Origin of the sequence: Enterovirga rhinocerotis (assembly GCF_004363955.1) — a bacterium.
Classification (GTDB): Bacteria; Pseudomonadota; Alphaproteobacteria; order Rhizobiales; family Beijerinckiaceae; genus Enterovirga; species Enterovirga rhinocerotis.
Genome location: NZ_SNZR01000011.1, coordinates 1434629 through 1460027, shown reverse-complemented (window position 1 = coordinate 1460027; position 25399 = coordinate 1434629). Strand labels below are relative to the sequence as shown.

General features: G+C 68.8%; 21 protein-coding genes. 5 read left to right on the top strand and 16 right to left on the bottom strand.

Translation table 11 applies throughout. The features are described 5' to 3' along the window. Positions 1-53 precede the first annotated feature (53 nt). From ntrC to dusB, 3 genes are read right to left on the bottom strand one after another with little or no spacing between them, the layout of a single operon-like run. Positions 54-1502, bottom strand: a complete 1449-nt coding sequence (gene ntrC, locus EV668_RS07580) for a nitrogen regulation protein NR(I) (protein WP_133769170.1) — start codon at positions 1500-1502, stop codon at positions 54-56. 10 nt (positions 1503-1512) lie between these two features. After that, a complete protein-coding gene (locus EV668_RS07575) occupies positions 1513-2613 on the bottom strand; it encodes a two-component system sensor histidine kinase NtrB (RefSeq protein WP_133769169.1) in 1101 nt (366 codons plus the stop codon). Continuing rightward, positions 2610-3548, bottom strand: a complete 939-nt coding sequence (gene dusB, locus EV668_RS07570; protein WP_133770052.1) for a tRNA dihydrouridine synthase DusB — start codon at positions 3546-3548, stop codon at positions 2610-2612. The genes EV668_RS07575 and dusB overlap by 4 nt, the downstream gene beginning before the upstream one ends. A gap of 151 nt (positions 3549-3699) precedes the next feature. Between dusB and EV668_RS07565 the strand changes: the two genes are divergently transcribed. Both EV668_RS07565 and EV668_RS07560 read left to right on the top strand, forming a co-directional pair. Continuing rightward, a complete protein-coding gene (locus EV668_RS07565; protein ID WP_245512916.1) occupies positions 3700-4911 on the top strand; it encodes a bifunctional 2-C-methyl-D-erythritol 4-phosphate cytidylyltransferase/2-C-methyl-D-erythritol 2,4-cyclodiphosphate synthase in 1212 nt (403 codons plus the stop codon). Then, positions 4911-5384 carry a CinA family protein gene (locus EV668_RS07560; protein WP_133769168.1) on the top strand — a complete coding sequence of 158 codons (474 nt, stop codon included), beginning with the start codon at positions 4911-4913 and terminating at the stop codon, positions 5382-5384. Before EV668_RS07565 ends, EV668_RS07560 begins: the two co-directional genes overlap by 1 nt. 99 nt (positions 5385-5483) lie before the next feature. On the opposite strand, the gene EV668_RS07555 is transcribed toward EV668_RS07560, so the two are convergent. After that, positions 5484-5939 (bottom strand): type II toxin-antitoxin system RatA family toxin, encoded by a 456-nt coding sequence (locus EV668_RS07555; protein ID WP_133769167.1) that lies wholly within the window; start codon positions 5937-5939, stop codon positions 5484-5486. A gap of 12 nt (positions 5940-5951) precedes the next feature. Continuing rightward, positions 5952-6926: a lipoyl synthase gene (lipA, locus tag EV668_RS07550; protein ID WP_133769166.1), complete on the bottom strand. Its 975-nt coding sequence runs from the start codon at positions 6924-6926 to the stop codon at positions 5952-5954. A gap of 94 nt (positions 6927-7020) precedes the next feature. Between lipA and EV668_RS07545 the strand changes: the two genes are divergently transcribed. Beyond that, complete coding sequence (locus tag EV668_RS07545; RefSeq protein WP_133769165.1) at positions 7021-7806, top strand: toll/interleukin-1 receptor domain-containing protein; 786 nt, start codon at positions 7021-7023, stop codon at positions 7804-7806. Positions 7807-7834: 28 nt separating this feature from the next. Here the strand turns inward: EV668_RS07545 and EV668_RS07540 are convergent, their stop codons facing one another. Continuing rightward, positions 7835-9010: a GGDEF domain-containing protein gene (locus EV668_RS07540; RefSeq protein ID WP_133769164.1), complete on the bottom strand. Its 1176-nt coding sequence runs from the start codon at positions 9008-9010 to the stop codon at positions 7835-7837. A gap of 80 nt (positions 9011-9090) precedes the next feature. Beyond that, on the bottom strand, positions 9091-10512 hold the full coding sequence (lpdA, locus tag EV668_RS07535) for a dihydrolipoyl dehydrogenase (protein ID WP_133769163.1): 1422 nt from the start codon (positions 10510-10512) through the stop codon (positions 9091-9093). Positions 10513-10629: 117 nt separating this feature from the next. Between lpdA and EV668_RS07530 the strand changes: the two genes are divergently transcribed. Continuing rightward, the gene (locus EV668_RS07530) at positions 10630-12006 is read left to right on the top strand and encodes a multicopper oxidase family protein (RefSeq protein ID WP_133769162.1); all 1377 of its coding nucleotides are present in this window, start codon (positions 10630-10632) and stop codon (positions 12004-12006) included. 112 nt (positions 12007-12118) lie between these two features. On the opposite strand, the gene dnaE is transcribed toward EV668_RS07530, so the two are convergent. Beyond that, positions 12119-15619 (bottom strand): DNA polymerase III subunit alpha, encoded by a 3501-nt coding sequence (dnaE, locus tag EV668_RS07525; protein WP_133769161.1) that lies wholly within the window; start codon positions 15617-15619, stop codon positions 12119-12121. 176 nt (positions 15620-15795) lie between these two features. Here dnaE and EV668_RS07520 point away from each other — a divergent pair, with 176 nt between their 5' ends. Next, positions 15796-16890, top strand: coding sequence for an acyltransferase family protein (locus EV668_RS07520; RefSeq protein ID WP_166652379.1), 1095 nt, complete (start codon positions 15796-15798; stop codon positions 16888-16890). A 22-nt stretch (positions 16891-16912) separates the two neighbouring features. Here the strand turns inward: EV668_RS07520 and EV668_RS07515 are convergent, their stop codons facing one another. The 8 genes from EV668_RS07515 to nuoN form a co-directional block, all read right to left on the bottom strand. After that, on the bottom strand, positions 16913-17614 hold the full coding sequence (locus EV668_RS07515; protein WP_133769159.1) for an ABC transporter ATP-binding protein: 702 nt from the start codon (positions 17612-17614) through the stop codon (positions 16913-16915). Between the two features lie 5 nt (positions 17615-17619). Next, on the bottom strand, positions 17620-18924 hold the full coding sequence (locus tag EV668_RS07510) for a lipoprotein-releasing ABC transporter permease subunit (protein ID WP_133769158.1): 1305 nt from the start codon (positions 18922-18924) through the stop codon (positions 17620-17622). Further along, complete coding sequence (gene proS, locus EV668_RS07505) at positions 18921-20261, bottom strand: proline--tRNA ligase (RefSeq protein ID WP_133769157.1); 1341 nt, start codon at positions 20259-20261, stop codon at positions 18921-18923. The genes EV668_RS07510 and proS overlap by 4 nt, the downstream gene beginning before the upstream one ends. 419 nt (positions 20262-20680) lie before the next feature. Beyond that, complete coding sequence (locus tag EV668_RS07500) at positions 20681-21001, bottom strand: DUF1467 family protein (RefSeq protein ID WP_245513070.1); 321 nt, start codon at positions 20999-21001, stop codon at positions 20681-20683. A gap of 14 nt (positions 21002-21015) precedes the next feature. Next, positions 21016-21420 (bottom strand): methylmalonyl-CoA epimerase, encoded by a 405-nt coding sequence (mce, locus tag EV668_RS07495; RefSeq protein ID WP_133769155.1) that lies wholly within the window; start codon positions 21418-21420, stop codon positions 21016-21018. 38 nt (positions 21421-21458) lie between these two features. Then, a complete protein-coding gene (locus tag EV668_RS07490) occupies positions 21459-23072 on the bottom strand; it encodes a ribonuclease J (RefSeq protein ID WP_133770048.1) in 1614 nt (537 codons plus the stop codon). 53 nt (positions 23073-23125) lie between these two features. Next, a complete protein-coding gene (locus tag EV668_RS07485) occupies positions 23126-23938 on the bottom strand; it encodes a biotin--[acetyl-CoA-carboxylase] ligase (protein WP_133769154.1) in 813 nt (270 codons plus the stop codon). Positions 23939-23942: 4 nt separating this feature from the next. Continuing rightward, complete coding sequence (gene nuoN / locus EV668_RS07480; protein ID WP_133769153.1) at positions 23943-25391, bottom strand: NADH-quinone oxidoreductase subunit NuoN; 1449 nt, start codon at positions 25389-25391, stop codon at positions 23943-23945. Positions 25392-25399: the final 8 nt, after the last annotated feature.

The following is a 25399-nucleotide window of genomic DNA, read 5'->3' as shown; positions in this document are numbered from 1 at the left end:
GCGATCGCGGGCGAAGTCTAGGCAGCGTGGATGCCGCAGGCTCGGCGATCCGTTCAGCGGCTCGTCCGCACGACCTGCAGATCGAGATCCCTCACCTTCTTCCTGAGCGTGTTTCGGTTGACGCCCAGCAGCTCGGCCGCCCTGATCTGGTTGCCGCGCGTGGCCGCGAGGGCCGCGCCCAGGAGCGGGCCTTCGATCTCCCTCAGGATCCGGTGATAGAGCCCGGGCGGCGGAAGAGTGTTGGGGAAACGCTTGAAATAATCCGTCAGGTGGCGCTCGACGGCCATCGACAGGGTCTCGCCGTCGACGGGACCCGTGCTTCCCGGGGCGGAATCGGCCCGAGGGGCGGTGTCGAGTTCCGCCTCGATGATCGGGCCTGTGATCGTCTCCTGGGGATAAAGGGCCGCCAGGCGCCTCACGAGGTTCTCGAGCTCGCGCACGTTGCCCGGCCAGCGATAGCGCTTCAGCCGCTCCATCGCCTCGGTGTCGATCTGCTTGCGCGGAAGCCCCTCCTTCTCGACGAGCGCCACGAAGTGACGGACGAGATCGGGCAGATCCTCGCTGCGCTCGCGCAGGGGCGGCAGCCGCAGCGGCACGACGTTCAGCCGGAAGAACAGATCCTCGCGGAAGATGCCGCTCTGGATCGAGATCCGAAGATCCTTGTTGGTCGCGGCGATGATGCGCACGTTCGTCTTGATCGGCACGCGGCCGCCGACGGTCGTGTATTCGCCCTGCTGAAGCACGCGCAGCAGCCGCGTCTGGGCCTCCATCGGCATGTCGCCGATCTCGTCGAGGAACAGGGTGCCGCCCTCGGCCTGCTCGAAGCGGCCCGACGAGCGCTGGAGCGCGCCGGTGAAGGCGCCCTTCTCGTGCCCGAACAGCTCCGACTCGATGAGGTCGCGCGGGATCGCCGCCATGTTGACCGGGACGAAGGGTCCCTTCCGGCGCTTGCCGTAATCATGGAGCGCGCGGGCCACCAGTTCCTTGCCCGTGCCGGATTCGCCGGTGATCATCACGGTGAGGTCGGTCGGCATCAGGCGCGCCAGGGCGCGGTAGATCTCCTGCATGGCCGGCGAGCGGCCGACCAGCGGGATGTCCTCGTTATCGGGAATTCCGTTCTGCGCCACATTGCCCCGCGGGCGGGACAGCGCGCGCCCGACGATGGCGACGAGCTCCTTCAGGTCGAAGGGCTTGGGCAGGTATTCGTAGGCTCCGCGCTCGGAGGCGCGGATGGCGGTCATGAAGGTGTTCTGCGCGCTCATGACGATGATCGGCAGTTCGGGCCGAACCTTCTTGATCCGCGGCAGCAGATCGAACGCGTTCTCGTCCGGCATGACGACGTCGGTGATGATCAGATCGCCGTCGCCCTGCGCCGCCCAACGCCAGAGGGTGGCGGCGTGACCCGTCGACCTGACGTCGTAGCCCGCACGGGACAGGGCCTGGTTGAGCACCGTTCTGATGGCGGCGTCATCGTCGGCCAGCAAGATTTGTCCGCTCGGCATTCTGTCCGCCTCAAAGCTCCGCTGCGCGCCCGTCATGGGCGCTGAAAATCGGCAGGCGAACCCGGAAGGTTGTCCTGCGCGGCGCGGGGTCGCATTCGATGACGCCGCCATGCCCGCCGACGATCTTGGCCACCAACGCAAGGCCCAGGCCACTTCCTTGGGCCTTCGTCGTGACGAAGGGGTCGAAGAGGTGCGGCAGGAGGTCCTCCGGCACGCCGGGGCCGTTGTCCTGGATCGAGACCTCGATCGGCAGGGCGACCCGCCCTCCCCTCGATCCGGGCATCTCGAGCCGGACGCCGGCCCGGAAGGCGGTCGACAGCACGATCTCGCCGTCGAGCGCGTCCGGCCCGATGGCTTCCGCGGCGTTCTTGAGCAGGTTCAGGAAGATCTGGATGAGCTGGTCGCGGTTGCCGTCGACCGGCGGGAGCGACGGGTCGTAGGCCTCGACGATCCGGATGTGCTGGGCGAAGCCCGACAGGGCGAGGCGCCGGACATGATCGAGCACCCCGTGTACGTTGACCGGCCCGCGATCCACGGGCCGCTCGTCTCCGAACAGCTCCATGCGCTCGACGAGGCCGACGATCCGGTCCGTCTCCTCGCAGATCAACCGCGTCAGTGCGCGGTCCGCCTCGTCGACCGACGTCTCCAGAAGCTGAGCCGCACCGCGGATGCCGGAGAGAGGGTTCTTGATCTCGTGGGCGAGCATCGAGCCGAGCGCGGTCAGCGACCGGGCGGCGCCGCGATGCGACAGCTGGCGGTCCATCTTGTCGGCGATGGTCCGCTCCTGGATCAGGAGGACGACCGTGCCCTCGTCCCCGAGCGGCGTCGCGAAGACGTCGACCGTCCGCTCGGAGCCGTAGCGGGGGCTTGCGAGTTCCACCCGATGTTCGCTCACCGCGGAGCGGCGGCGACGGACCTCCTCGACCAGCCCGTAGGCCGGCGAGTCGAACGGGACGATGTCGGAGAGCTTCTGCCGCCGCAGCACGCGCAGGCTGAGCTGGAAGAAATCCTCCGCCGCGTGGTTGCCGTCCACGACCTCGTCCGTCGGCCCGATCGTCAGGATCGGCAGAGGGAGGGCATTGACGATCTGCTCGGGGGTCGACTGGCTCATGCGGCGTCTCGCAAAGGCTCCTCGTAGAGCCGCGACAGCAATCGGAGCACCAGTTCGGGCTCCTCGGTGGTGACGAGGAGCTGACGCTCGCCCGCCGGAAGACCGAAACCCGCCTCCCGCGCCCGATCGGCATAGGCGGCGAGGTGCTTTCGGGCGTGGCGGATGCCCATCCTGGCTCCATAGAGGCTGAGCAGCCCCTCGTAATGGTCGATCGCAGCCTCGCTCCTGTCCGCATGGGACGGAGCGGCCCGGACCTCGCCGGCGAGGGCGGACCCGATCTGGCCGATGATCCAGGGCTGCCCGAGGGCGGCGCGGCCGACCATCACCGCAGCGGCTCCGCTCGCAGCGAGGCATTGCCGCGCAGTCGCGAGATCGACGACGTCGCCGTTCGCGGCGACGGGGACGGCGCAGCCCTGCACGACCTCGGCGATCGCCGCCCAATCGGCCGTGCCGGTATAGAATTGCTGGCGGGTTCGGCCATGGACCGTCACCGCGACAGCGCCGAGCCCCGCCGCTCCGACGGCCAGATCCCTGGCGTTGCAGCTCCTGTGGTCCCAGCCGAGCCGCATCTTCACCGTGACGGGAACGGAGACCGCGCCGACCACCGCCTCGACGATGCGGAGCGCGAGGGGCAGCTCCCGCATGAGCGCGGAGCCCGCCAACCCGCCCGTCACCTTCTTGGCCGGACAGCCCATATTGATGTCGATGACATCGGCGCCGGCGGCTTCGGCCAGGCGCGCGCCCTCCGCCATCCAGCGCGGATCGCGGCCCGCGAGCTGGATCACATGTGGGCGGATCCCCTGTCCCTCCGACCGCAGCCGTGCTTCCTCGTCTCCGCGGACGAGCCCGGTGGCCGCGACCATTTCGGAGACGACGAGCCCCGCCCCGAAACGCGAGGCGACGCGCCGGAATGCGACGTCGGTGATGCCGGACATCGGCGCGAGGATCGCCGGGGGCAGGGAGAAGGCGGGGCCTGCGCGCAAACCAATTGCCTAAAATATAATCACGTCGCTATCTGCACGAGCAGTAGTCAATTTTGAGGCGCTTCTCAATGGGGCATCTTTGCAGAGCTGGGATGCCGCCGTATTGAGCGTCGCATCCGACCGACCGGGCCTGTTCGTGAAAACCATCGCCATCATCGTTGCGGCCGGACGGGGCCATCGCGCGGGCCAGGGCCTGCCGAAACAGTACCGCACCGTGGCCGGGCGTCCCGTCCTCGCCCACACGCTCGAGCCGTTTCTGACCCATCCCGGGATCGACGCCGTGATCTGCGCGATCCATCCGGACGATCGCGACCTCTACGACACCGCGGTGGCCGGTCTGCCCGGCCGCGAGCGTCTTCTCGAGCCGGCGCATGGGGGAGCGACGCGGCAGGATTCGGTGCGTCTCGCGCTGGAGGCGCTGGGCACCCGGGAAGCCCTGTGCCTCGTCCACGACGCCGCCCGCATGTTCGTCGACACCGCCTTGCTCGACCGCGCGCTGGCGGCCGGCCGCAGCCATCCGGCCGCCCTTCCCGGCATCGCCGTCACCGACACCATGAAACGCGTCGCGCCGGACGGGCGGGTCGCGGAGACGGTCGAGCGGAGCGAACTCCGCGCCGTTCAGACTCCGCAGGTTTTCGCCTATCCTGCCCTCCTCGATGCCCATCGCCGCGCCGCATCGGCCGGCCGGCACGATTTCACGGACGATGGCGGGCTCGCCGAATGGGCGGGCCTCGCGGTCCATATCTTCGAAGGCGACGTTGCGAATATGAAGGTCACTCATCCTGCCGATTTCGACGAGGCGGAGCGCCGTCTCGGGGGGCGGACGCTCGTCTCGCGCCTCGCGACCGGCTTCGACGTGCACATCTTCGGCGAGGGCGACCACGTCTGGCTCGGCGGGGTGAAGGTGCCGCACGAGCGGGGGACCGTGGCGCATTCGGACGGGGACGTGGTGCTCCACGCGCTCACCGACGCCGTCCTCGGCACGCTGGCGGACGGCGATATCGGCACGCATTTCCCGCCGAGCGATCCGCAATGGAAGGACGCGTCCTCCGACCGCTTCCTGGCCTTCGCCGTGGAGCGGGTCCGCGAGGCCGGCGGGATCGTCGATCACCTCGACGCGACCGTCCTGTGCGAGCGGCCGAAGATCGGCCCGCATCGCGAGGCGATCCGCGCCCGCATCGCCGAGATCGCGGGCGTGCCCCTGTCCTCCGTGTCGATCAAGGCGACGACGACGGAGCGCCTCGGCTTCACGGGGCGCGGCGAGGGCATCGCCGCCCAGGCGGCGGCCTCCGTACGCCTGCCGGAGAGCCGTTGATGGACGCCCCTGCCCTGCTCGACGCCTACAAGGCGCGGGGTTGGATGCTCGCGACGGCGGAATCCTGCACCGGCGGGCTCGTCGCGGGGCGCCTGACCGATATCGCCGGCTCCTCGGCCGTCGTCGAGCGCGGCTTCGTCACCTATTCGAACGAGGCCAAGACGGAGATGCTGGGCGTCGACGCAGCCCTGATCGCGGATCACGGCGCCGTGAGCGAAGCGGTGGCGCGCGCCATGGCGGAAGGCGCGGTCGTCCGTTCGCGTGCGGATGTCGCGGTCGCGATCACCGGCGTCGCGGGACCGGGCGGAGGCACGGCGACGAAGCCCGTGGGCCTCGTCCATTTCGGCCTCGCGCGGCAGGGCGCGCAGACGCGCCATCTCGAACGGCGCTACGGCGATCTCGGGCGCGAGGAGATCCGGCGCCGGGCCGTCGCGGACGCGCTCGGACTTCTCGCGGGCGCGCTCGACGATTGACCGCCGCTCACCCCGGCGAAAGCCGGGGTCCAGGCACGCGTGGGTGCTGGGTGTCGGCTTTCGCCGGCAGCAGCGGAAGGCCGGAGCGCTCGTTCGGGCTCAGCTTCGCCCGTAGACGAGGTCCGCCCGGCTCTCGAAAGCCGTCGTGAACATCCGGAACGCGCGCTCGAACATCGTGCCCATCAGCATGCCGAGGGCGCGCGAGCGGAACTCGTAGTCGATGAAGAACCGAACCTCCGAGCCGCCGCCTTCGACGGGACGGAATTCCCATCGGTTCTCCAGGTACTTGAACGGTCCGTCGATATAGCTGACGTGGATGTCGAACGCGGCCCGGTCCGTCGTCACCTTGGTGGTGAAGCGCTCGGCGATCGCCTTGTAGCCGACCCGCATCTCGGCCACGAGCGTCTCCTTGCCGTCCTCTGCCGGGATCCGGCGCAGGACACGGAGCCCCGTGCAGAGCGGCAGGAACTCCGGATAGCGTTCGACGTCGGCCACGAGATCGAACATGTTCTCGGCCGTGTGCGGCACGCGGCGGGTGGTGCGGAAGGATGGCATGAAGCGCGATCGTCAGGAGCGGGACGTGGCGGCCGCGAGATCGGCCTCGCGCTTCGCGCGCAGACGCGCGAAATCCTCGCCCGCATGGTGGGAGGAGCGCGTGAGCGGCGTCGCGGAGACGAGGTGGAAACCCTTCGCGTAGGCCGAGGTTTCGAAGCTCTTGAACTCGTCCGGCGGCACGAAGCGGATCACGGGATGGTGCTTGCGGGTCGGCTGCAGGTACTGGCCGATGGTCAGGAAGTCGACATCGGCAGACCGCAGGTCGTCCATCAGCTGGAGCACCTCGTTCCGCTCCTCGCCGAGCCCGACCATGATGCCGGATTTCGTGAAGATCGACGGATCGAGCTCCTTGACGCGCTGGAGCAGGCGCACGGAATGGAAGTAGCGGGCGCCGGGCCGGACGGTGAGGTATTTCGACGGCACGGTCTCGAGATTGTGGTTGAAGACGTCCGGCTTCGCCTCGACGACGACCTCGAGCGCTCCCTTCTTGCGCAGGAAGTCCGGGGTGAGGATCTCGATGGTGGTGCCGGGCGACTGCGCGCGGATCGCCCCGATGACGCGGGCGAAATGCAGCGCTCCGCCATCCTTCAGGTCGTCGCGGTCGACGGAGGTGATGACGACGTGCGAGAGGCCGAGCTTGGCCACGGCATCGGCGACCTTGGCCGGCTCGTCCTGATCGAGCGCATCCGGCATACCCGTGCGCACGTTGCAGAAGGCGCAGGCCCGCGTGCAGGTGTCGCCCATGATCATGAAGGTCGCGTGCTTCTTCTCCCAGCACTCGCCGATATTGGGGCAGCCGGCCTCCTCGCAGACGGTGACGAGCTTGTTCGCCTTGACGATCCGGTTCGTCTCGGCCCAACGGGGAGAGCCCGGCGCCTTGACGCGGATCCAGTCGGGTTTCCTCGCCACCGGCTGATCGGGCCGATGGGCCTTCTCGGGATGGCGGGGACGCCGATCCTGGCTCAGGAGATCGAGAACGAGGGCCATGTGCTAACCAGGCCGCAGGGAACGCGGCGCGCGACTGATATAGGCTGGCGAGCGCTCACTCGCCAACACGCAACGGAACCCTCGATCAGCCAGGATGTCCCGGATCGTCATTTCCTATCGCCGGGCTGATTCGGCGGCCATCTCCGGCCGCATCTTCGACCGGCTCAGCCAGCGTTACGGGACCGGCTCCGTCTTCATCGACGTCGACGAGATTCCGTTCGGGATCGATTTCCGCGAGCATATCGCCGAGGTGCTTGCCGTCTGCGACGTCGTGATCGCGGTGATGGGGCCGCGCTGGGTGACGGGCACGGGCGACGTCCCGCGGATCATGGAGGATACCGATCCGGTCCGGATCGAGGTCCAGGCGGCGCTGGAGCGCGGCATTCCGGTGATTCCGGTCCTCGTCGAGGGGGCCTCGATGCCGGAGCCCGCCGACCTGCCCGCGCCCCTGACCTCCCTCGCCTATCGGAATGCCTGCGAGGTCGCCTCGGGCCGCGATTTCCACGCTCATGTCGATCGGCTGATCCGCGCCATCGACCGGCTGGTTCCCGACGCTGCGCCGAGCGAGCCGAAGCCCGCGCTGGCGGAGCCTCAGGCGCCCTTGCCGCCGGCCCGGTCGGTCAGGCCGGTCGCGTCGTCACGTTTCCGGACAGCGGCCCTGATCCTGTTCCTGGCCCTGCCTCAGATCGCTCAGTTCTCGATGCGCAAGGAGGCTGTCCTCATTGCCCTGATCGCGTCGACGATCGGCGTCGTGGCGCTGATGGACGAAGACGGCCGGCCTCTTCTGAAGCGCCTGACGACAGGCGCCGTCGCGGCGCTGGGGAACATCCTCGTCCAGGGCGCGGCCGGCCTCGCGCGGGCCAGCCTCCTGCCCTGGTGAGCCGGAGGCGCGGTCCGCCGGGAGCGGTTCAGACGGCCGTCGCGGGGAAGGGGCCATCGTCGCTTGCGACTGTCCTGTCGCGGCCGGCCTTCTTCGCGGCGTAGAGACGGGCGTCGGTTTTCCGGTAGAGGCCCTCCCACGTGTCGTCGGGCGCGATCTCGGCCACGCCGAAGCTGGCGGTGATCGGTTGCAGATGCGCGCCCAGCGCATAGCCGTGCGCCGCGATCGCCGCTCTCAGCTGCTCGGCGCAGTCATGAGCGTCACGGAGGCGGGTGGCGGGAAGGAAGACGCCGAACTCCTCGCCCCCGAGCCGAGCCACCACATCGTCCCGACGCGCGTTCGATCGCAGGATCAGACCGACATCCTTGAGAACACGGTCGCCGGCATGATGGCCGCCCGCATCGTTGATCCGCTTGAAGTGATCGATGTCGCAGAGAATGAGCGATGAGACCTCGCCACCCCGCTCCATGTGGGCCTTCGTGATCTCCTCGAATGCGCGCCGGTTGAGAATTCCGGTCAGCCCGTCGACGTCGCGTTCCCGCTTGAGGGTCTCGTAGATGTCGCTGAAGGCGGCCAGGAGGACGGCGAGCGCCACGCCGACGCCGAGCACCGCGAGCGACAGCTGCAGCGTCTGCCAGAACACCGAATTCGCGAAGGCCCGCGCATCGGCCGGCGCCGAGAAACCGATCGTCAGAAGGGTGCGCGGGAAGAACTGGACGCCGAAGGCGAGAAGCACCCAGAACAGGACGCGATCGACGAGGCGGCCGCGGGCCAGCGACCTCGCCCGCAGGGCGGCGGCGAGAATGATGAGGCCGTAGCCGAAGTTCTGGATGTAGACGCGCGCGAGCAGGTTCCGCTCGACGTAGAAGAAGAATCCGAGGAGCGCGACGATTGCGGCCACGGCCGCGAGGTCGACCATCCACCCGAACGGCCGCCCGGAGCGGAGGAGGATGCCCTCCACAGCCAGCATGAGCGCGGCCGTGTAGAGAAGCCCCGAGATAACGGCGTTCAGGCCGGTATCACGGGGCCAGTACAGAATCTGCGAGCTGGCGCCGAGCGCGAAGACGAAGCAGGACGCGGCCAGGAGCGGCAGGTAGCGGAGCCGGGGCTCGATCGACCAGGCCCCCAGGAACGCCATGCCGAAGACGAGCAGCGTTCCCGGCGGGATCAGCGAAAGCGTGATCCGGACGACACCGTCGCCCATCAGGCGGCCACCGCCGCCGCCCCCGAGGCGAGGCCCGGTCGGGGAGCCCCTCCCTGCCTCAAGCCGCGGACCGGGACCATTCAGATGTGGATGGCGCGCCCATAGGCGTCCATCACGCTCTCGTGCATCATCTCCGAGAGGGTCGGGTGCGGGAAGACGGCGTGGATCAGCTCCTCCTCCGTCGTCTCGAGGTTCATGGCGACGACGTAGCCCTGGATCAGCTCGGTCACTTCGGCCCCGACCATATGCGCGCCGATGAGCTGGCCGGTCTTCGCGTCGAAGATCGTCTTCACGAGGCCCTCGGGCTCGCCGAGGGCGATGGCCTTGCCGTTGCCGGTGAAGGGGAAGCGGCCGATCTTGACCTCCCGCCCCTGCTCCTTGGCCTTCGCCTCCGTGAGGCCGACCGAGGCGATCTGCGGCTGGCAATAGGTGCAGCCGGGGATCATCGCCTTGTCCATCGGATGGGTGTGCAGGCCCTTGATGGTCTCGACGCAGATCACACCCTCGTGCTCGGCCTTGTGGGCCAGCATCGGCGGCCCGGCGACGTCGCCGATCGCGTAGATGCCGGGCACGTTGGTGCGCCCGAGGCCGTCCGTGACGACCACGCCGCGCTCGATTTTCACGCCCAGCTTTTCGAGCCCGAGATGCTCCGTGTTGCAGACGACGCCCACGGCCGAGATCAGACGGTCGGCGGTGATCTCCTGCGTCTTGCCGTCGGCCTCGATCGTGGCGGTGACGGAATCGGCGCCCTTGGCGACCTTCGTCACCTTCGCGCCGGTGATGATCTTCATGCCCTGCTTCTCGAAGCGCTTCCTGGCATGGGCCGCGATCTCGGCATCCTCGACCGGCAGGATCTGCGGCAGCAGCTCGACCACCGTCACCTCGGCGCCCATCGTGCGGTAGAACGAGGCGAACTCGATCCCGATGGCCCCGGAGCCCATGACGAGGAGCGATTTCGGCATCGCCTCGGGCACCATGGCCTCGTAATAGGTCCAGATGAGCTTCTTGTCGGGCTCGATGCCCGGCAGGACGCGCGGGCGGGCGCCGGTCGCGACGACGATGTGCTTGGCCGAGTAGGTGCCCGCACCCCTCGCGCCCTTCGGCGCCTCGGCGCGCTTCGTCTCCTTGACCTCGACCTGGCCGGCTTTCGGGATCGAGGCCTCGCCCCAGATCACGTCGACCTTGTTCTTCTTCAGGAGGAAGCCGACGCCGCCAGCGAGCTGCTTCGAGACGCCGCGCGAGCGCTTCACGACCGCGGCCGCGTCGACGCTGACCTTGCCTTCCAGCTTCAGCCCGTAATCGCCGGGGTGCTGCATGTAATGGTAGATCTCGGCCGAGCGCAGCAGCGCCTTGGTCGGGATGCAGCCCCAGTTGAGGCAGATGCCGCCGAGATGCTCGCGGTCCACCACCGCCGTCTTGAAGCCGAGCTGGGCCGCCCTGATGGCCGTGACGTAGCCCCCCGGCCCCGCCCCGATGACGATGATGTCGTAGGACTCGGCCATGCGTGCTCCCTTCCGAATTCCGCCGCGAACCGCGTTGGCCCCATGAAGGCGGCGCCGGGCCTCGGGTCAAGTGCACCCCGGCTCGCCGCCGCGCCCCGGCTCGGCTAGAAGCGACGCATGCAGCCCGTTCCGGATCGCCGCCTCGTCCTCGCCGGCCTCGCCGCGACCCTCGTCCCGCTCAAGGCGGGCGCGCAGCCAGCCGGCGCGGCGATCGAACTCGCGGCCTCGCCGCGCAAGGCCCGCCTCGCGCCGGGCCTCGCGTCCGAGGCCGATCTGTGGAGCTTCGGCGACACGGCGGCTCCCCCCGTACTCCGCGTCCGGCACGGCGAGGAGCTTCGCGTGCGGCTGCGGAACGGCACGCCGAAGCCCCTGTCGGTGCATTGGCACGGGGTGCGCGGTCCGGCCGACCAGGACGGCGTCGGCGGCGTGTCCCAGCCGCCCGTCCGCGCGGGCGAGACCTTCGACTACCGCTTCACGCCGCCTGATCCCGGCACGCATCTCGTCCGCCCCCTCGTCGTCGGCGGAGCGAGCGAGGCGGCGGGTCGCGGCCTCGCGGGGCTTCTCGTCGTCGAGGAGAAGGAGCCCCCGGCCGTCGATGCCGAATTCGCGCTCCTCCTCCGGGATTGGAGGATCGAGCCGTCCGGGGCGCTGTCGCCCTTCGGCCGGCCGGAAGAATCGGCCCTCGCGGGCCGCCTCGGGAACCGCCTCGCCTTGGAGGGCGCCGACGCCCCGAAGAGCGTCACGCTGCCGGCCGGGGCCCGCGTCAGGCTCCGGATCGCCAATGGCTGCAATGCCCGCATCATGCGCATCCGCTTCGACGGGATGAAGGCCTTCGTCGCGGCGGTCGACGGGCAGCCGACCGACACCTTCGAGCCGCTGCGCTCGAACCTGCCCTTCGCACCGGGCACGCGCTACGACGTCTTCTTCGACATGCCGGGCGAAGCGGGCGCGCGCTGCTCGGTGTCGGCGCTGATCGGCCAAGGGCTTCCCATCGTCGAATTCACGGCCGGCGCCGGCAGCGCCGCGGCGAGGCCCGACGTCGTCGCCCTGCCCCCGAACGGCCTCCTGCCGCCGGAGATCAGGCTCCAGAACGCGCTCCGGCCCGAACTCGTCATCGGCGGCGGTGCGACGAGGGGCGCCGATGGCCAGCCGGCCTATCCGAGCGATCCCGCTCGGTCCTGGACCGTCAACGGCAAGCCCGGCGACGCCGCCGCGCCGCCCCTGTTCAGCGCGCGGCGCGGCCAACCCGTCGTGCTCGCCGTGACCAACAACACCGCCTTCGTCCAGCCGGTGCACCTTCACGGCCACGTCTTCCGGCTTCTGCATCCGCTCGACGACGGCTGGGAGCCCTATTGGCTCGACACGATGCAGGTGCCCGAAGGCCGCACGCTCCGCATCGCCTTCATGGCCGACAATCCCGGGCGGTGGACGTTCTCCTCCACCGTCCTCGAGCGCTTCGATACCGGGCTGTGGACGACGTTCCAGGTGGTGTGACGGCCTCTCGGGGGAAATGGCGTCAGAATCCCCCGGTTCGGACAGGGGACACCAACCCTCCCCCCTCCAGGGGAAGGTTGACGGCGAAGCGGGAGAGCACCTGGCCGAACCCTCAGCTCATCTGCACCTCGATGACGCCCGGCACCGCGCGGAGAGCGCCCGCGAGCTGCGGCGAGGCCGGATAGCGGCCGGGCAGCTTCACCTCGACCTCCCGCGCCCCGTCGTCGAGGATGAGGATCAGCGAGACCTCGCCCTCCGAGCGCATGCCGCCGGCCTGGGCTCCCGCCGGTGCCTTGAGGCGCTGCTGCACGCTGACGATGGGACGCGGATCGCGCAGGAAGACGCGCATGTCGTTGCGGTGCTTGCCGAGCGCATCCTGCAACGGCTCGGCCGTCACGATCCGGGCGCGGACATCCTCGCCCTCGACATTGGCCTGGATCGTGAGGAGGAGGTCCCTCCCCGGCTCGAGCAGGTCGCGGAAGGTCGCCAGACCCTCGGAGAAGACGATGGCCTCGTAATGGCCCGTCTGATCCGACAGGTTGACGATGCCCATCTTGTTGCCGGACTTCGTCCGACGCTCCTGTCTGTCGAGCACGCTCGCCGCGACGCGGCCGACCGCCCCGTTTCCGGCCCGTGCCGTCCGGCAGAAATCCACCCAGCTCTGGACGCGCAGCTTCTTGAGCAACTCGCCGTATTCGTCGAGCGGATGGCCGGTCAGGAAGAAGCCGACCGCCTCGTATTCCCGGCGCAGCCGCTCGGAGGCCATCCAGGGCTCGTAGGCCGGGATGCGGAGCGACACGGCCCCGTCCGACATGCCGCCGAACAGGCTGGCGATGCCGCCGGACTGCTCCTGCAGCGCGTTCTGCGCGATGGCCATCATCGAATCGAGCGCCGCGACCGCGCGCGCCCGGTCGGGCTCGATCTCGTCGAGAGCGCCCGCCGCGATCAGGCTTTCCAGCGTCCGCTTGTTGAGGAGGCGCGGATTGATGCGCTCGGCGAGATCGGCGAGGCTCTTGAAGGGCTTATCGCCCCGCGCCGCGACCAGCGACTCGACCGCCGCGCGCCCGACGCCCTTGATGGCCGCGAGCGCATAGCGGATCGCGCCCTTGCCGCCGTCCTCCTCGACCTCGAACAGCACGCCCGAGCGGTTCACGGCCGGCGGTTCGACCTTGATGCCGAGCCTCTGGGCGTCGCGGCGGAATTCCGCGAGCTTGTCCGTATTGTCGAGGGCCATCGTCATACACGCGGCCAGGAACTCGACCGGGTGGTTCGCCTTCAGATAGGCCGTCTGGTAGGCGACGAGCGCGTAGGCCGCCGCGTGGCTCTTGTTGAAGCCGTAATCGGCGAATTTCGCGAGCAGGTCGAAGATGGTGTTCGCGACGTCGTCCGTCAGGCCGCGCTCGGTCGCGCCGGACACGAAGATGCTGCGCTGGGCATCCATCTCCGCCTTGATTTTCTTGCCCATCGCGCGCCGGAGCATGTCGGCGGCGCCGAGCGAGTAGCCGGCGAGGAGCTTGGCGACCTCCATCACCTGCTCCTGGTAGACGATGATGCCGAAGGTCTCGCGCAGGATCGGCGCGAGCTTCGGGTGCGGATACCAGGTGTCTTCCGGGTCCGCGTCGCGGCCGAGCTTGCGCGCGCAATAGACCGGGATGTTCGCCATCGGGCCCGGCCGGTAGAGCGCGACGAGCGCGATCAGGTCCTCGAAGCGGTCGGCCTGCATCTCGACGAGGGCCTTGCGCATGCCCGCCGATTCCACCTGGAACACGCCGACCGTCTCGCCGCGCCCGAGGGTCTGATAGGTCCGCTCGTCATCGAGCGGGAGCGCGGCGAGGTCGACCTCCCCTCCCCGGCTCCGGATGAGCGCGACGGCCCGGTTGAGGATCGTCAGGGTCGTCAGGCCCAGGAAGTCGAACTTCACGAGGCCGGCCGGCTCGACCCATTTCATGTTGTACTGGGTGACGCGCATCCCGGTCTTGGGATCGCGATAGATCGGCACGAGGTCCTGGAGCGGGCGGTCGCCGATGACGATGCCGGCGGCGTGCGTCGAGGCGTGGCGGTGGAGGCCCTCGAGCTTCTTGGCGATTTCGAGCATCCGCCCGACGACCGGCTCCTCCTCCGCCGCGGCCTGGAGCTTCGGCTCGCCCTCGATGGCCTGCTGGAGCGTGACGGGATTGGCCGGGTTGTTCGGCACGAGCTTCGTCAGCTTGTCGACCTGCCCGTAGGGCATTTCGAGCACCCGCCCGACGTCGCGCATCACCCCGCGGGCGAGCAGCGTTCCGAAGGTGATGATCTGGCCGACCTGCTGCTCGCCGTAGCGCTCCTGCACGTAGCGGATCACGCGCTCGCGGCCCTCGACGCAGAAGTCGATGTCGAAGTCGGGCATCGAGACGCGTTCGGGGTTGAGGAAGCGCTCGAACAGGAGGCCGAAGCGGAGCGGATCGAGGTCGGTGATCGTCAGGGCATAGGCGACGAGGGAGCCCGCGCCCGAACCGCGGCCGGGGCCGACCGGGATGTCGTGCTCCTTCGACCACTTGATGAAGTCCGAGACGATCAGGAAGTAGCCCGGGAACTTCATCCGGGTGATGACGTCGATCTCGTAGGCGAGCTGCTTGCGGTAGGTTTCGGCGTCGAGGCCGGGCGCCGGCCCGTGAGCCGCGAGGCGCCGCTCCAGCCCCTCCGCCGCCTGCCGGGCGAGTTCGGCGGCCTCGTCCATCGCTTCGCCTTCCCGGCCGGTCCCGAAGGTCGGCAGGATGGGCTTGCGGGTCCGGACGCGGAACGGACAGCGCATCGCGATCTCGACCGAGGAGGCGAGCGCATCGGGCAGATCGGCGAACAGCGCCTGCATCTCGGCGCGGGTCTTGAAGCGATGCTCGGCCGTCAGCCGGCGGCGGTCGTCGTCGCCGACGACGCGGCCCGAGGCGATGGCGAGGAGGGCATCGTGCGATTCGTAATCGTCGGCCTTGGCGAAGAACGGCTCGTTCGCCGCGACCAGCGGCACGCCGCGCCGGTCCGCGAGCGAGATCAGGTCGCCTTCGATGGCCCGCTCGGCATCGATGCCGTGGCGCTGGATCTCGACATAGAGCCGGTCGCCGAACGCCTCCTGGAGCTGCATCAGGCGGCGCTCGGCGAGATCGCCGCGGGAGCCCTCCCGCAAGGCCGTGTCGAGCGGTCCCGTGAAGCCCCCGGTGAGCGCGACGAGGCCGGTCGCGTGATCGCGCAGGATCGCGGCCGCGACGCGGGGCGCGTCCCCCAGCTCCACGTCGAAATAGGCACGGCTCGCGAGCCGCATCAGGTTCAGATAGCCGTGCTCGGAGCCCGCGAGGAGGACGATATCGGTCGGTTTCGGCGCGGCGGCACGGCTGTTGGGGTCCGGCTCCTCGAAACAGACGGAGAGCTGGATGCCGGCGATGGGCTGGATCCCCTTGCCGGAGAGCTTCTCGGAGAATTCCAGGGCGCCGAAGAGATTGTTCGTGTCCGTGAGCGCGAGCGCAGGCTGCCCATCGGCCTCGGCGAGCTTGACGAGGTCCGAGATCTTGAGCGCCCCCTCCAGCAGCGAGAAGGAGGAATGCACGTGCAGATGCACGAAGCCGATATCGGTGAGGATGGCCACGGCGGTCAGCGTCTCTTCGGTGTGAGGCGACCTTCGCGCGACCGGCGGGCGCTGTCGATTCCTTGACCCGTCCGAATCTGTGGACCCGCCCCGGCGCAGAGGCGGCCGGGCGGAGTTTGGCGCCGCGGCGGATCGATCCTATAGCGCGCTTCCGTCGCATGAGCTCCGAGCGCCCCGTGTCCCCCTCGACGACCATCCTGCCCGGCCTTCAGGCGCTCCGTGCCGTCGCCGCGCTGATGGTCGTCCTGCATCATGCCGAACTGAACCTCCTCCTCGGGTTCGGCTACGGCGTCGCCGAGCGGCTCATCGTCGGCGCGGCCGGGGTGGACGTGTTCTTCGTGATCTCCGGCTTCATCATGCTGGTCTCGTCCCGGCGCCTGTTCGGGACGGCGGCGGGCGCGCGGACCTTCATGGTCAGGCGGCTGATCCGGATCGTGCCGCTCTACTGGGCCGTGACGACGCTCTACGTGGTCGTGGCCCTCGCGATCCCCGCTGCGCTCGCGCGGCCGAGTTCGGGCGGATTGATCCTCGCCTCGTACCTGTTCTGGCCAGCCGCGGCGCCGGACGGGAGCGTGGCCCCGATCGTCGTCGTCGGCTGGACGCTCAATTACGAGATGTTCTTCTACGCGCTGTTCGGCCTCGCCGTCCTCCTCCCCCGGAGACGGGCGATCGCGGCCGTGATCGCGGCGCTGATCGTGATCGCGATGGCGGGAGCACTTCTTCGGCCGGGCTCGACCGCCCTCGCCTTCTGGTCGAACCCCATCATCCTCGAATTCGCGGCCGGCATCCTGCTCGGCGTCGTCTACGAATCCGGCAGGCGCCTCTCGCGGCCGGCCGCGTTCGCGCTCGGTGCCGCGGGGGCCGCAGGCTTCCTGATCCAGATCGGGCAGCCCTTCCTCGGCGGCTGGATGCGGCTCGTCGGCTGCGGCCTTCCGGCCCTGGCGCTGGTCGCGGCCGTCACCCTCGCGAGCGACGATGGGCGAGGCGTCTGGCTGCGCGGGCTCGCCGCGATCGGCGACGCCTCCTATTCGCTCTACCTCACCCATCTCCTGGCGCTGTGGGCGTGCCGGATGATCGCGACCAAGCTCGGCCTCGTCCCGTCAGGCCTGGCCGATGGCATCGTGTTCATGCTGGTCTCGATCGGGGCATCGATCGGCGTCGCCTTCGCCGGCTACGCGCTGTTCGAGCGTCCCGTGACGCAATGGCTGCGCGGGCGCTTCGAGCAGCGCCGCGATCCGTCCGCCGCCTCGGGTGCCGCCCGCCGCGCCTAGAGCGTGCCGAGATGGCGCCCGGTCAGTCGGTCTCGACGACCCGGCCGTCCCTCAGCGTCACGCGCCGATCCATCCGCGCGGCGAGGTCGAGGTTATGCGTCGCGATCAGGGCCGCGACGCCCGAGGCCTGCACGAGCGAGACCATGGTCTGGAAGACATGGGCTGCGGTCTGGGGATCGAGATTGCCGGTGGGCTCGTCCGCGAGGAGAAGCCTGGGCGCGTTGGCGACGGCGCGGGCGATGGCGACGCGCTGCTGCTCGCCTCCCGACAGCTCCGCCGGCCGATGGGCCAGCCGCTCGCCGAGGCCGAGGAAGGACAGGAGTTCGCCCGCCCGGCTCGACGCCTCCTTGCGGGAGAGGCCGCGGATCATCTGCGGCAGGACGACGTTCTCGAGCGCTGAGAATTCGGGCAGCAGGTGGTGCGACTGGTAGACGAAGCCGATCTCTTCGCGCCGCATCCGGGTGCGTTCGCTGTCGCGCATGTCGCGCGTCGACTGGCGGCCGACGAGGACGTCGCCGCCATCGGGGCGCTCCAGCAGGCCCGCGACGTGCAGAAGGGTGGACTTGCCGGTGCCCGACGGAGCGACGAGGGCGACCATCTCGCCGGGATAGAGGTCGAGGTTCGCGCCGCGCAAAATCGCGAGCGCGCCTTCGCCCTCGCGATAGCGCCGTTCCACGCCGACGAGCCGCATCGCCGGCTCGCGCGTCGAGTTCCCTGTCGCCATGGTGCCTATCCGTACCGCAGCGCCTGGACCGGATCGAGCCGGGCGGCCCGCCAGGACGGGAAGATCGTCGCCAGCACCGACAGGACGATCGCCATGGCCACGACCTGGACCACCTCGCCCGAATTGATCTCGGCGGGGATCTCGGAGAGGAACCGGATCGTCGGGTCCCAGGCGCCGGGGAAGAGCGTGCGCTGGATCGTCTGCAGGTTCATCGTGATGAGGAGGCCGAGGAAGAAGCCCGCGAGCGTGCCGACGATCCCGATCGACGCGCCCGTGACGAGGAAGATCCGCATCACGGCCCCGCGCGTCGCGCCCATCGTGCGCAGGATGGCGATATCGGACGACTTGTCCTTCACCAGCATGATGAGGCCCGAGACGATGTTCAGGGCGGCGACGAGCACGATGAGCGTGAGGATGAGGAACATCACGTTCCGCTCGACCTCGAGCGCCGAGAAGAAGGTCCGGTTCCGCTGCCGCCAGTCCTGCATCAGGATCGGTCTCTCGGCCGCAAGCTCCAGCGCGGCGCGCGCGTCATCCACCTTGTCGGCGTCGTTGAGGAAGATCTCGATCGTGTTGACGTCGTCCTCGCGGTCGAAGAAGGCCTGCGCCTCCGCGATCGGCAGGAAGACGAAGGTCGAGTCGAACTCGGACATGCCGATCTCGAAGATCGCCGAGACCTTGTAGGCCTTCTGGCGCGGCGTCATGCCGAAGGGCGTTCGAGCCCCTTTCGGCGAGAGCAGGATCACCGTGTCGCCGACCTGGGCGCCGAGCGTCTCGGCCACGCGCCGGCCGAGGGCGATGCCGGCCGCCTCCTCGAACCCGTCGAGCGTGCCCTGCTTGATGTTGCCCGCGATGCCCGGGATCTTGACGATGTCCTCGTTGCGCACGCCCCGGACGAGGACGCCGGTTCCGGCCGTCGCCCCGCCGGCATTGGAGGAGGCGAAGGCCTGTCCCTCCACGAGCGGGATGGCGTGCTTGATGCCGTAGACCTTCGAGAGGCGCTCGGCGACCTCCGCATAATCGGTCAGCGGCGTGTCCATGGGGGACACGAAGATGTGGCCGTTGATGCCGACGATCTTGTCGAGCAGCTCCTTCCGGAAGCCGTTCATCACCGACAGGACGATGATGAGCGTCGCGACGCCGAGCATGATGCCCGTGAACGAGAACAGCGCGATGACCGAGACGAAGCCCTCCCGGCGCCGCGTGCGCAGGTAGCGGCTCGCGAGCAGCCATTCGAAAGGCGCGAACGGGAAGGTCCGGAGCCGGTCCTGGCCCTTGCGCCCCGTCGCCTGGTCCTCGGTCTGGCTCATGCGGTTGCGGTGGTTCCGGCCGCGATGCGCGCAGCGACCGCCTCGAGCGGGATCGTCTCGCGCTCGCCCGTCTGGCGGCGCTTCAGCTCGACATTGCCCTCGGCCAGGCTCTTCGGGCCGACGATGATCTGCCACGGGATGCCGAGGAGATCGGCGGTGGCGAACTTGCCGCCGGGACGTTCGTCGCGGTCGTCGTAGAGCACCTCGCGGCCCGCGGCGCCGAGCTCGCGGTAGAGCCGCTCGCAGGCCTCGTTCGTCGCGGCGTCGCCGACGCGAAGGTTCAGGATCGTGGCGTCGAACGGCGCGACCGCATCCGGCCACTTGATGCCGGCATCGTCGTGCCAGGCCTCGATCACGGCCGCGACGAGACGGCTGGGGCCGATGCCGTAGGAGCCCATATGGACCTGATGCTCCTTGCCGTCCGGTCCGGTCACTGTCGCACCCATGGGGGCGGAGTACTTCGTCCCGAAGTAGAAAATATGGCCGACCTCGATTCCGCGGGCGGAGAGCCGATCGGCCTCCGGCACCGCGGCATAGGCCGCCTCCTCGTGCATCTCCTCGGTCGCGGCATAGAGCGACGTCCAGCGGTCGACGGTCGCCTGGAGCGCGGCCGTATCCTGGAAGTCGAAATCCGCGGGGGGGATATCGAAGCCGAGATAGTCGCGATGGCAGAAGACGGCGCTCTCGCCGGTGTCGGCCAGGATGATGAATTCGTGGCTGAGGTCGCCGCCGATCGGGCCGGTATCCGCGCGCATCGGGATCGCCTTCACGCCGAGGCGGGCGAAGGTGCGCAGATAGGCCACGAACATGCGGTTATAGGCGGTGCGCGCGCCGGCCTCGTCGAGATCGAAGGAATAGGCGTCCTTCATCAGGAACTCGCGCCCGCGCATGACGCCGAAGCGCGGCCGGACTTCGTCCCGGAATTTCCACTGGATGTGATAGAGATTGAGCGGCAGGTCGCGGTACGACTTGACGTAGGTCCGGAAGATGTCCGTGACCATCTCCTCGTTGGTCGGCCCGAAGAGCATGTCGCGCTCGTGCCGGTCCCGGATGCGGAGCATCTCCTTGCCATAGGCGTCGTAGCGCCCGCTCTCGCGCCACAGATCGGCCGACTGGATGGTCGGCATCAGGATCTCGGTCGCGCCGGCGCGGTTCTGCTCCTCGCGCACGATCTGCTCGATGCGGCGCAGGACGCGCAGGCCAAGCGGAAGCCACGAATAGATGCCGGCCGCCTGCTGCCGGATGAGACCGGCCCGCAGCATCAGCCGGTGCGAGACGATCTCCGCCTCGCGCGGCGCTTCGCGCAAAGTGGGGACGAGGGATCGGGAGAACCGCATGTGCAATCGGCAGTGTCAGGAGGATACGGCCGAGTCAGCGTCGTCGGCCGATCCGCACACAAACCATTCGCGGTCAAAAGGCAAGTCGATCGGAGGGGAAGACGCGGCCGACGTCACGTCAGGCGGAACGCTAGGGGCTTGCCGAGGACAATTCGCTTTGTTGCAGCGCAAAACAAACAAATTCTTCCGTCGATGCTGCTGTGCAAAGTAAAAAGAGCGTGACAGACGCGGAAGCCTGGCCTATCCAAGGCCAGATCGCGCCCGCTCAGAGGCGCGACGGTCCAGGTCTCGGGAGGACTTCAAGAGCCTCGGATCGCTCACGATAAGAGCGGCAGCGTCAATATCGAGGGTCATCACGGAAATTGCCGAAAGGCACCAGCAAGGCTTAGGCCTTGCTTTTTTGTTTTCCTGTCACGTTCTCAAAGGCCCGCCAGGGGAAACAGGGCCGCCAGCAGGACGAAGACCGCCATCGCGGCCACCGACGTCCAGATCGCCCTCTGCAGCAACGCCGGGTCGGCCGGCGCGCCGGGTTCCGTCCCCTTCGTGACCACGCCGACATCCGACTGGGTCTTGATCCGTACCGGCAGAATGGCGAACAGGACGATCCACCAGACGACGAAGTAAAGCGCGACGCTGCCCACGAGGCTGAGGCCCAGGGCGCGGCCGCCCGACACCGCGATCAGCGTCAGGGCGAGGACTGCCGCGAGCGTGCTCCAGATCGAGCCCGCCAATCGATCCACCAAACGAACCATGGTTAGGCCTGCTCGAGCTCGACCAGGGTTCCCAGGAGATCCTTGGGGTGGAGGAACAGCACCGGCTTGCCATGGGCGCCGATCTTCGGCTCTCCCGACCCGAGCACGCGGGCGCCGGCCGCGACGAGCCGATCGCGCGCGGCGTGGATGTCGTCGACCTCGTAGCAGAGGTGATGGATGCCCCCGCCCGGATTGCGGTCGAGAAAGGCCCGGATCGGCGAATCCTCGCCGAGGGGCTCGAGGAACTCGATCTTCGTGTTGGGCAGGTTCACGAAGACGACCGTCACCCCATGGGCCGGTTCCGGCTGCGGCTCGGTGACGTCGGCGCCGAGAGCGTTGCGATAGAGCGCCGAAGCCGCTTCGAGGTCAGGCACCGCGATGGCGACGTGATTGAGACGCCCGATCATTGACAGTTTCCCCGCGTTGAGCCGGCCGTTCGGGCCGATCAGACTTCGACCACCATGACATGGCAGGCCGGCTTCTTGCCCCAGACATTTCGAAGCGCACCGCGGATCGCACGGGCCACGGCGTCCTCGACGGCGTCCGGGTCGCGCCGCACGGCGCGCGACAATCCCTTGATGCAATCGAGGATCGCGTCGTCGACGACGTCGATCAGCTTGTCGCCCGAGCGGGTGAGTTCCGGCAGGCCCAGCTGATCGACGGCCGGCTCGCCGACGAACTCGCCCTTCTTGTTCATGGCGATCGCCACCGACACGATGCCGGCGAAGGCGAGCTTGCGCCGCTCCGGGATCGCCTTGTCGAGCGCGGGGATGACGATGTCCCCGTCGCGGTACAGGCGCCCCGCGCGAACGTGATCGCGGATTTCGGGCCGGCCCGGCGCGAGGCGGACGAGCGTTCCGTTCCGCGCCTTCACCACGTCGGCCACGCCCTGCGCGCGCGCGAAGGCCGCATGCTCGGCGAGGTGGAGGTCCTCGCCATGGGCCGGAACCGCGATCCGCGGCTTCGTCCACTCGTACATCTGCCGCATCTCGCCCTTGCGCGGATGGCCCGAGACGTGGACGAGATCGTGCCTGTCCGTGACGATGTCGATACCCTTGCGGACGAGCGCGTTGATGATCGCATTCACCTCGCTCTCGTTCCCGGGGATGGTGCGGGACGAGAAGATCACCCGGTCGCCGGCCGTCAGGGCGATGTCGGGATGCTGTTCCTCGGCGACGCGGGCAAGCGCCGCCCGCGGCTCGCCCTGGGAGCCGGTCAGCAGCGCCACCACCTTGTCGCGGGCGATGTAGCTGTAGGATTGCGCCGTCTTGAAGTCCGGCAGGCCGTCGAGATAGCCGAGTTCGCGCGCGACGGTGATGACGCGGTCCATCGCGCGGCCGACCACGACGACCTCGCGGCCGGCGGCGAGGGCCGCCTCGGCCACCGCGCGGATGCGCGCGACGTTCGAGGCAAAGGTGGTCACAGCGACCCGGTGGGGCGAGTCCTTGATGATGCGGGCGAGCGTCGTCGCGACCTCGCTCTCGCTCGGGCTTTCGCCGTCGCGCACGATGTTGGTCGAGTCGCAGACGAGCGCGAGGATGCCCTCCTCTCCGAGCGCGCGGAACGTCGCCTCGGACGTGTTGCTGCCGAGCGTCGGTGCCGGATCGAGTTTCCAGTCGCCCGTATGGACCACGAGCCCGTGCGGGGTGCGGAGCGCGACCGCATTCGATTCCGGGATCGAGTGGGACACCGGCACGTATTCGATGTCGAAGGGTCCGAGCGAGAACCGCTTCCCGGGGGCGACCTCCGTCATCTCGATCTTCGGGGCGCCGGGCTCGGAGAGCTTGCGCGTCGCGATCAGCGAGGCGGCGAACCGGGTCGCGAAGACCGGCGCGCGCAGCTTCGGCCACATCTCGACCAGGGCGCCGATATGGTCCTCATGCGCGTGGGTGATGAGGATGCCGAGGAGATCCTTGCGCCGCTCGATGATGAAGGACAGGTCGGGATACATCAGGTCGATGCCCGGCGTGTGCTCCTCGCCCGCGAAGCCCATTCCGCAATCGACCAGGATCCACTTGCGCGACCGCTCGGGGCCGAAGCCGTAGAGCGCCGCATTCATCCCGATTTCGCCAAGCCCGCCCAGCGGCAGGAACACCAACTCGTCGTTGTCTTTCACGCTTGTCCCCCAAGGCCTCCCGGCCTGGCTCCTCGCTCCGTATGCGCAGAGCCGAAATAAACATCGCCGGCGCTGATCGTCCGGGACGATCCGTCATCGCACCGCATCACCAACTGGCCCGTCTCGTCGATGGTTTCGAACCGGCCATGCCATGCGCCATCGCCGATGCGAACCGATACGGGGCCGCCGAGCCCCGCAGCCCGGCTCAGCCACTCGCGGCGGATTCCGTCGAAACCCCGCCCCTCGGCCCATGCGCGCTCGCATGAGAGCCAGCTCTCGGACAGCGCCGAGAAGACCGTCTCGGCCTCCGCCGCAGAACCCATGTCACGAAGCGAGGTCGTCGGGTAGGTCAGCCCCCGCGGGGCGGCGACGACATTGACGCCGATTCCGATGACGACGCTGCGCTCACCGGCATGGAACGCCTCTGTCTGAAGAAGGATGCCGGACAGCTTCCCGCTCTCCGTCACGACGTCGTTCGGCCATTTCAGACGAAACGCCGCGTCCCCGCAACCGATCCGCTCGAGCGCGGCGACCAATGCGACGCCTGCCACGAAACCGAGCTGCGCGATCACGGCGGGCTCGAGGCTGGTCGTGAGGAGGAGGCTCGCCGCGAGGTTCCCCCGGATCGTCTGCCAAGGGCTGCCGCGGCGGCCCCGGCCGGCCGTCTGCTCCGGCGAGACGACCCAGAGCGGCCCCCGCTCGCCGGAAGCCGCCCTCGCCAGAGCCTCGGTGCTCGTCGACCCGATCGTGTCGAAGACGGCCAGACGCGTGCCGGCTCCGATCGCGACGGCCGGGAGCGAGAAAGCCATCCGGTCAGTGAAACAGCGAACGGGCGGCGTGCGCGGCGGAATCGACCAGCGGGGACGGGATCAGCCAGAAGAACACGACGACGACGCTGCAGGCGATGAGAACGGCCTGCGCTCCGTCCGGCAGCTTCTCGAAGCCGGGCTTCGGCTCGTCGAAATACATGATCTTGACGACGCGGATGTAGTAGAAGGCGCCGACGACGCTGGTCAGGACGCCGATCACGGCGAGGACGACGAGCATCATCTGACCCGTCTGGATGGCCGCGGCGAAGATGTAGAACTTCGAGAAGAAGCCGGCGAGCGGCGGAATGCCCGCGAGCGAGAACATCATCATCGCGAGGCAGAAGGCGCGCCAGGGATGGGTCTGGGCCGCGCCCGACAGGTCGGCGATCGTCTCGACATACTGGTTGCCGCGCCGCATGCCGATGATCAGGGCGAAGGTGCCGAGCGTCATGGCGAGATAGATCGCCATGTAGATGATGATGCCCTGCACGCCTGCCTGCGTGCCGGTCGCGAGACCGATCAGCGCGTAGCCGACATTGCCGATGGAGGAATAGGCCATCAGGCGCTTGACGTTCGTCTGGCCGATGGCGGCGAAGGCGCCGATCACCATGGACAGGATCGAGACGAAGACGATGATCTGCTGCCAGCTCTCGGTGATCGACGGGAAGCCGCCGATGAAGAGCCGGACCGCCATCGCCATGGCGGCCGCCTTCGGCGCCGAGGCGAAGAAGGCCGTCACCGGGGTTGGCGCGCCCTCGTAGACGTCCGGCGTCCACATGTGGAAGGGCGCCGCGGCGAGCTTGAACGCGACACCGGCCGACAGGAACACGAGGCCGAGGATCAGGCCGATCGAGGCTTCGCCCTGAAGCGAGGAGGCGATGCCGGGGAAGGACACCGTGCCGGTGAAGCCGTAGACCAGCGAGGCGCCGTAGAGCAGCATGCCGGACGACAGCGCGCCGAGCACGAAGTATTTCAGACCCGCCTCGCTGGAGCGGACGTTGTCGCGATGGATGGCCGCGATGACGTAGGCGGCGAGCGATTGCAGCTCGAGGCCGAGATAGAGCGCGATGAGATCGTTCGCCGAGATCATCATCATCATCCCGATCGTCGAGAGGAGGATGAGGATCGGATACTCGAAGCGCGCGAAGCCTTCGCGCTCCATGAAGTCGGACGAGAGCGCGATCGCGGCCGCCGAGCCGAGCAGCACCAGCGCCTTCATGTAGCGGGCGAAATCGTCCGAGATGAAGGAACCGGCGAAGATCGTCGTGCGGGTCGGCGGCGTGAGGCCGACGGCCAGCAGGGCGGCCGCCAGCAGCGCGAAGGATGCGGTGCCGATGATCCAGTTCGACCGGTTGCCCATGAAGGCACCGACGAGGACGAGGACGAGAACGCCGATCGCCAGGATGATCTCGGGAAGGGCCGGCCCGAAGCTCGACGCCATGAAGGTGTTCATCGGATCGA

Excerpts from the sequence above, each read along its gene's own strand:
- ntrC (WP_133769170.1), bottom strand. The coding sequence starts at position 1,502 with ATGCCGAGCGGACAAATCTTGCTGGCCGACGATGACGCCGCCATCAGA.
- EV668_RS07575 (WP_133769169.1), bottom strand. The coding sequence starts at position 2,613 with ATGAGCCAGTCGACCCCCGAGCAGATCGTCAATGCCCTCCCTCTGCCG.
- dusB (WP_133770052.1), bottom strand. The coding sequence starts at position 3,548 with ATGTCCGGCATCACCGACGTCGCATTCCGGCGCGTCGCCTCGCGTTTC.
- EV668_RS07560 (WP_133769168.1), top strand. The coding sequence starts at position 4,911 with ATGGACGCCCCTGCCCTGCTCGACGCCTACAAGGCGCGGGGTTGGATG.
- EV668_RS07555 (WP_133769167.1), bottom strand. The coding sequence starts at position 5,939 with ATGCCATCCTTCCGCACCACCCGCCGCGTGCCGCACACGGCCGAGAAC.
- lipA (WP_133769166.1), bottom strand. The coding sequence starts at position 6,926 with ATGGCCCTCGTTCTCGATCTCCTGAGCCAGGATCGGCGTCCCCGCCAT.
- EV668_RS07545 (WP_133769165.1), top strand. The coding sequence starts at position 7,021 with ATGTCCCGGATCGTCATTTCCTATCGCCGGGCTGATTCGGCGGCCATC.
- EV668_RS07540 (WP_133769164.1), bottom strand. The coding sequence starts at position 9,010 with ATGGGCGACGGTGTCGTCCGGATCACGCTTTCGCTGATCCCGCCGGGA.
- lpdA (WP_133769163.1), bottom strand. The coding sequence starts at position 10,512 with ATGGCCGAGTCCTACGACATCATCGTCATCGGGGCGGGGCCGGGGGGC.
- EV668_RS07530 (WP_133769162.1), top strand. The coding sequence starts at position 10,630 with ATGCAGCCCGTTCCGGATCGCCGCCTCGTCCTCGCCGGCCTCGCCGCG.
- EV668_RS07515 (WP_133769159.1), bottom strand. The coding sequence starts at position 17,614 with ATGGCGACAGGGAACTCGACGCGCGAGCCGGCGATGCGGCTCGTCGGC.
- EV668_RS07510 (WP_133769158.1), bottom strand. The coding sequence starts at position 18,924 with ATGAGCCAGACCGAGGACCAGGCGACGGGGCGCAAGGGCCAGGACCGG.
- proS (WP_133769157.1), bottom strand. The coding sequence starts at position 20,261 with ATGCGGTTCTCCCGATCCCTCGTCCCCACTTTGCGCGAAGCGCCGCGC.
- mce (WP_133769155.1), bottom strand. The coding sequence starts at position 21,420 with ATGATCGGGCGTCTCAATCACGTCGCCATCGCGGTGCCTGACCTCGAA.
- EV668_RS07490 (WP_133770048.1), bottom strand. The coding sequence starts at position 23,072 with ATGAATGCGGCGCTCTACGGCTTCGGCCCCGAGCGGTCGCGCAAGTGG.
- EV668_RS07485 (WP_133769154.1), bottom strand. The coding sequence starts at position 23,938 with ATGGCTTTCTCGCTCCCGGCCGTCGCGATCGGAGCCGGCACGCGTCTG.
- nuoN (WP_133769153.1), bottom strand. The coding sequence starts at position 25,391 with ATGAACACCTTCATGGCGTCGAGCTTCGGGCCGGCCCTTCCCGAGATC.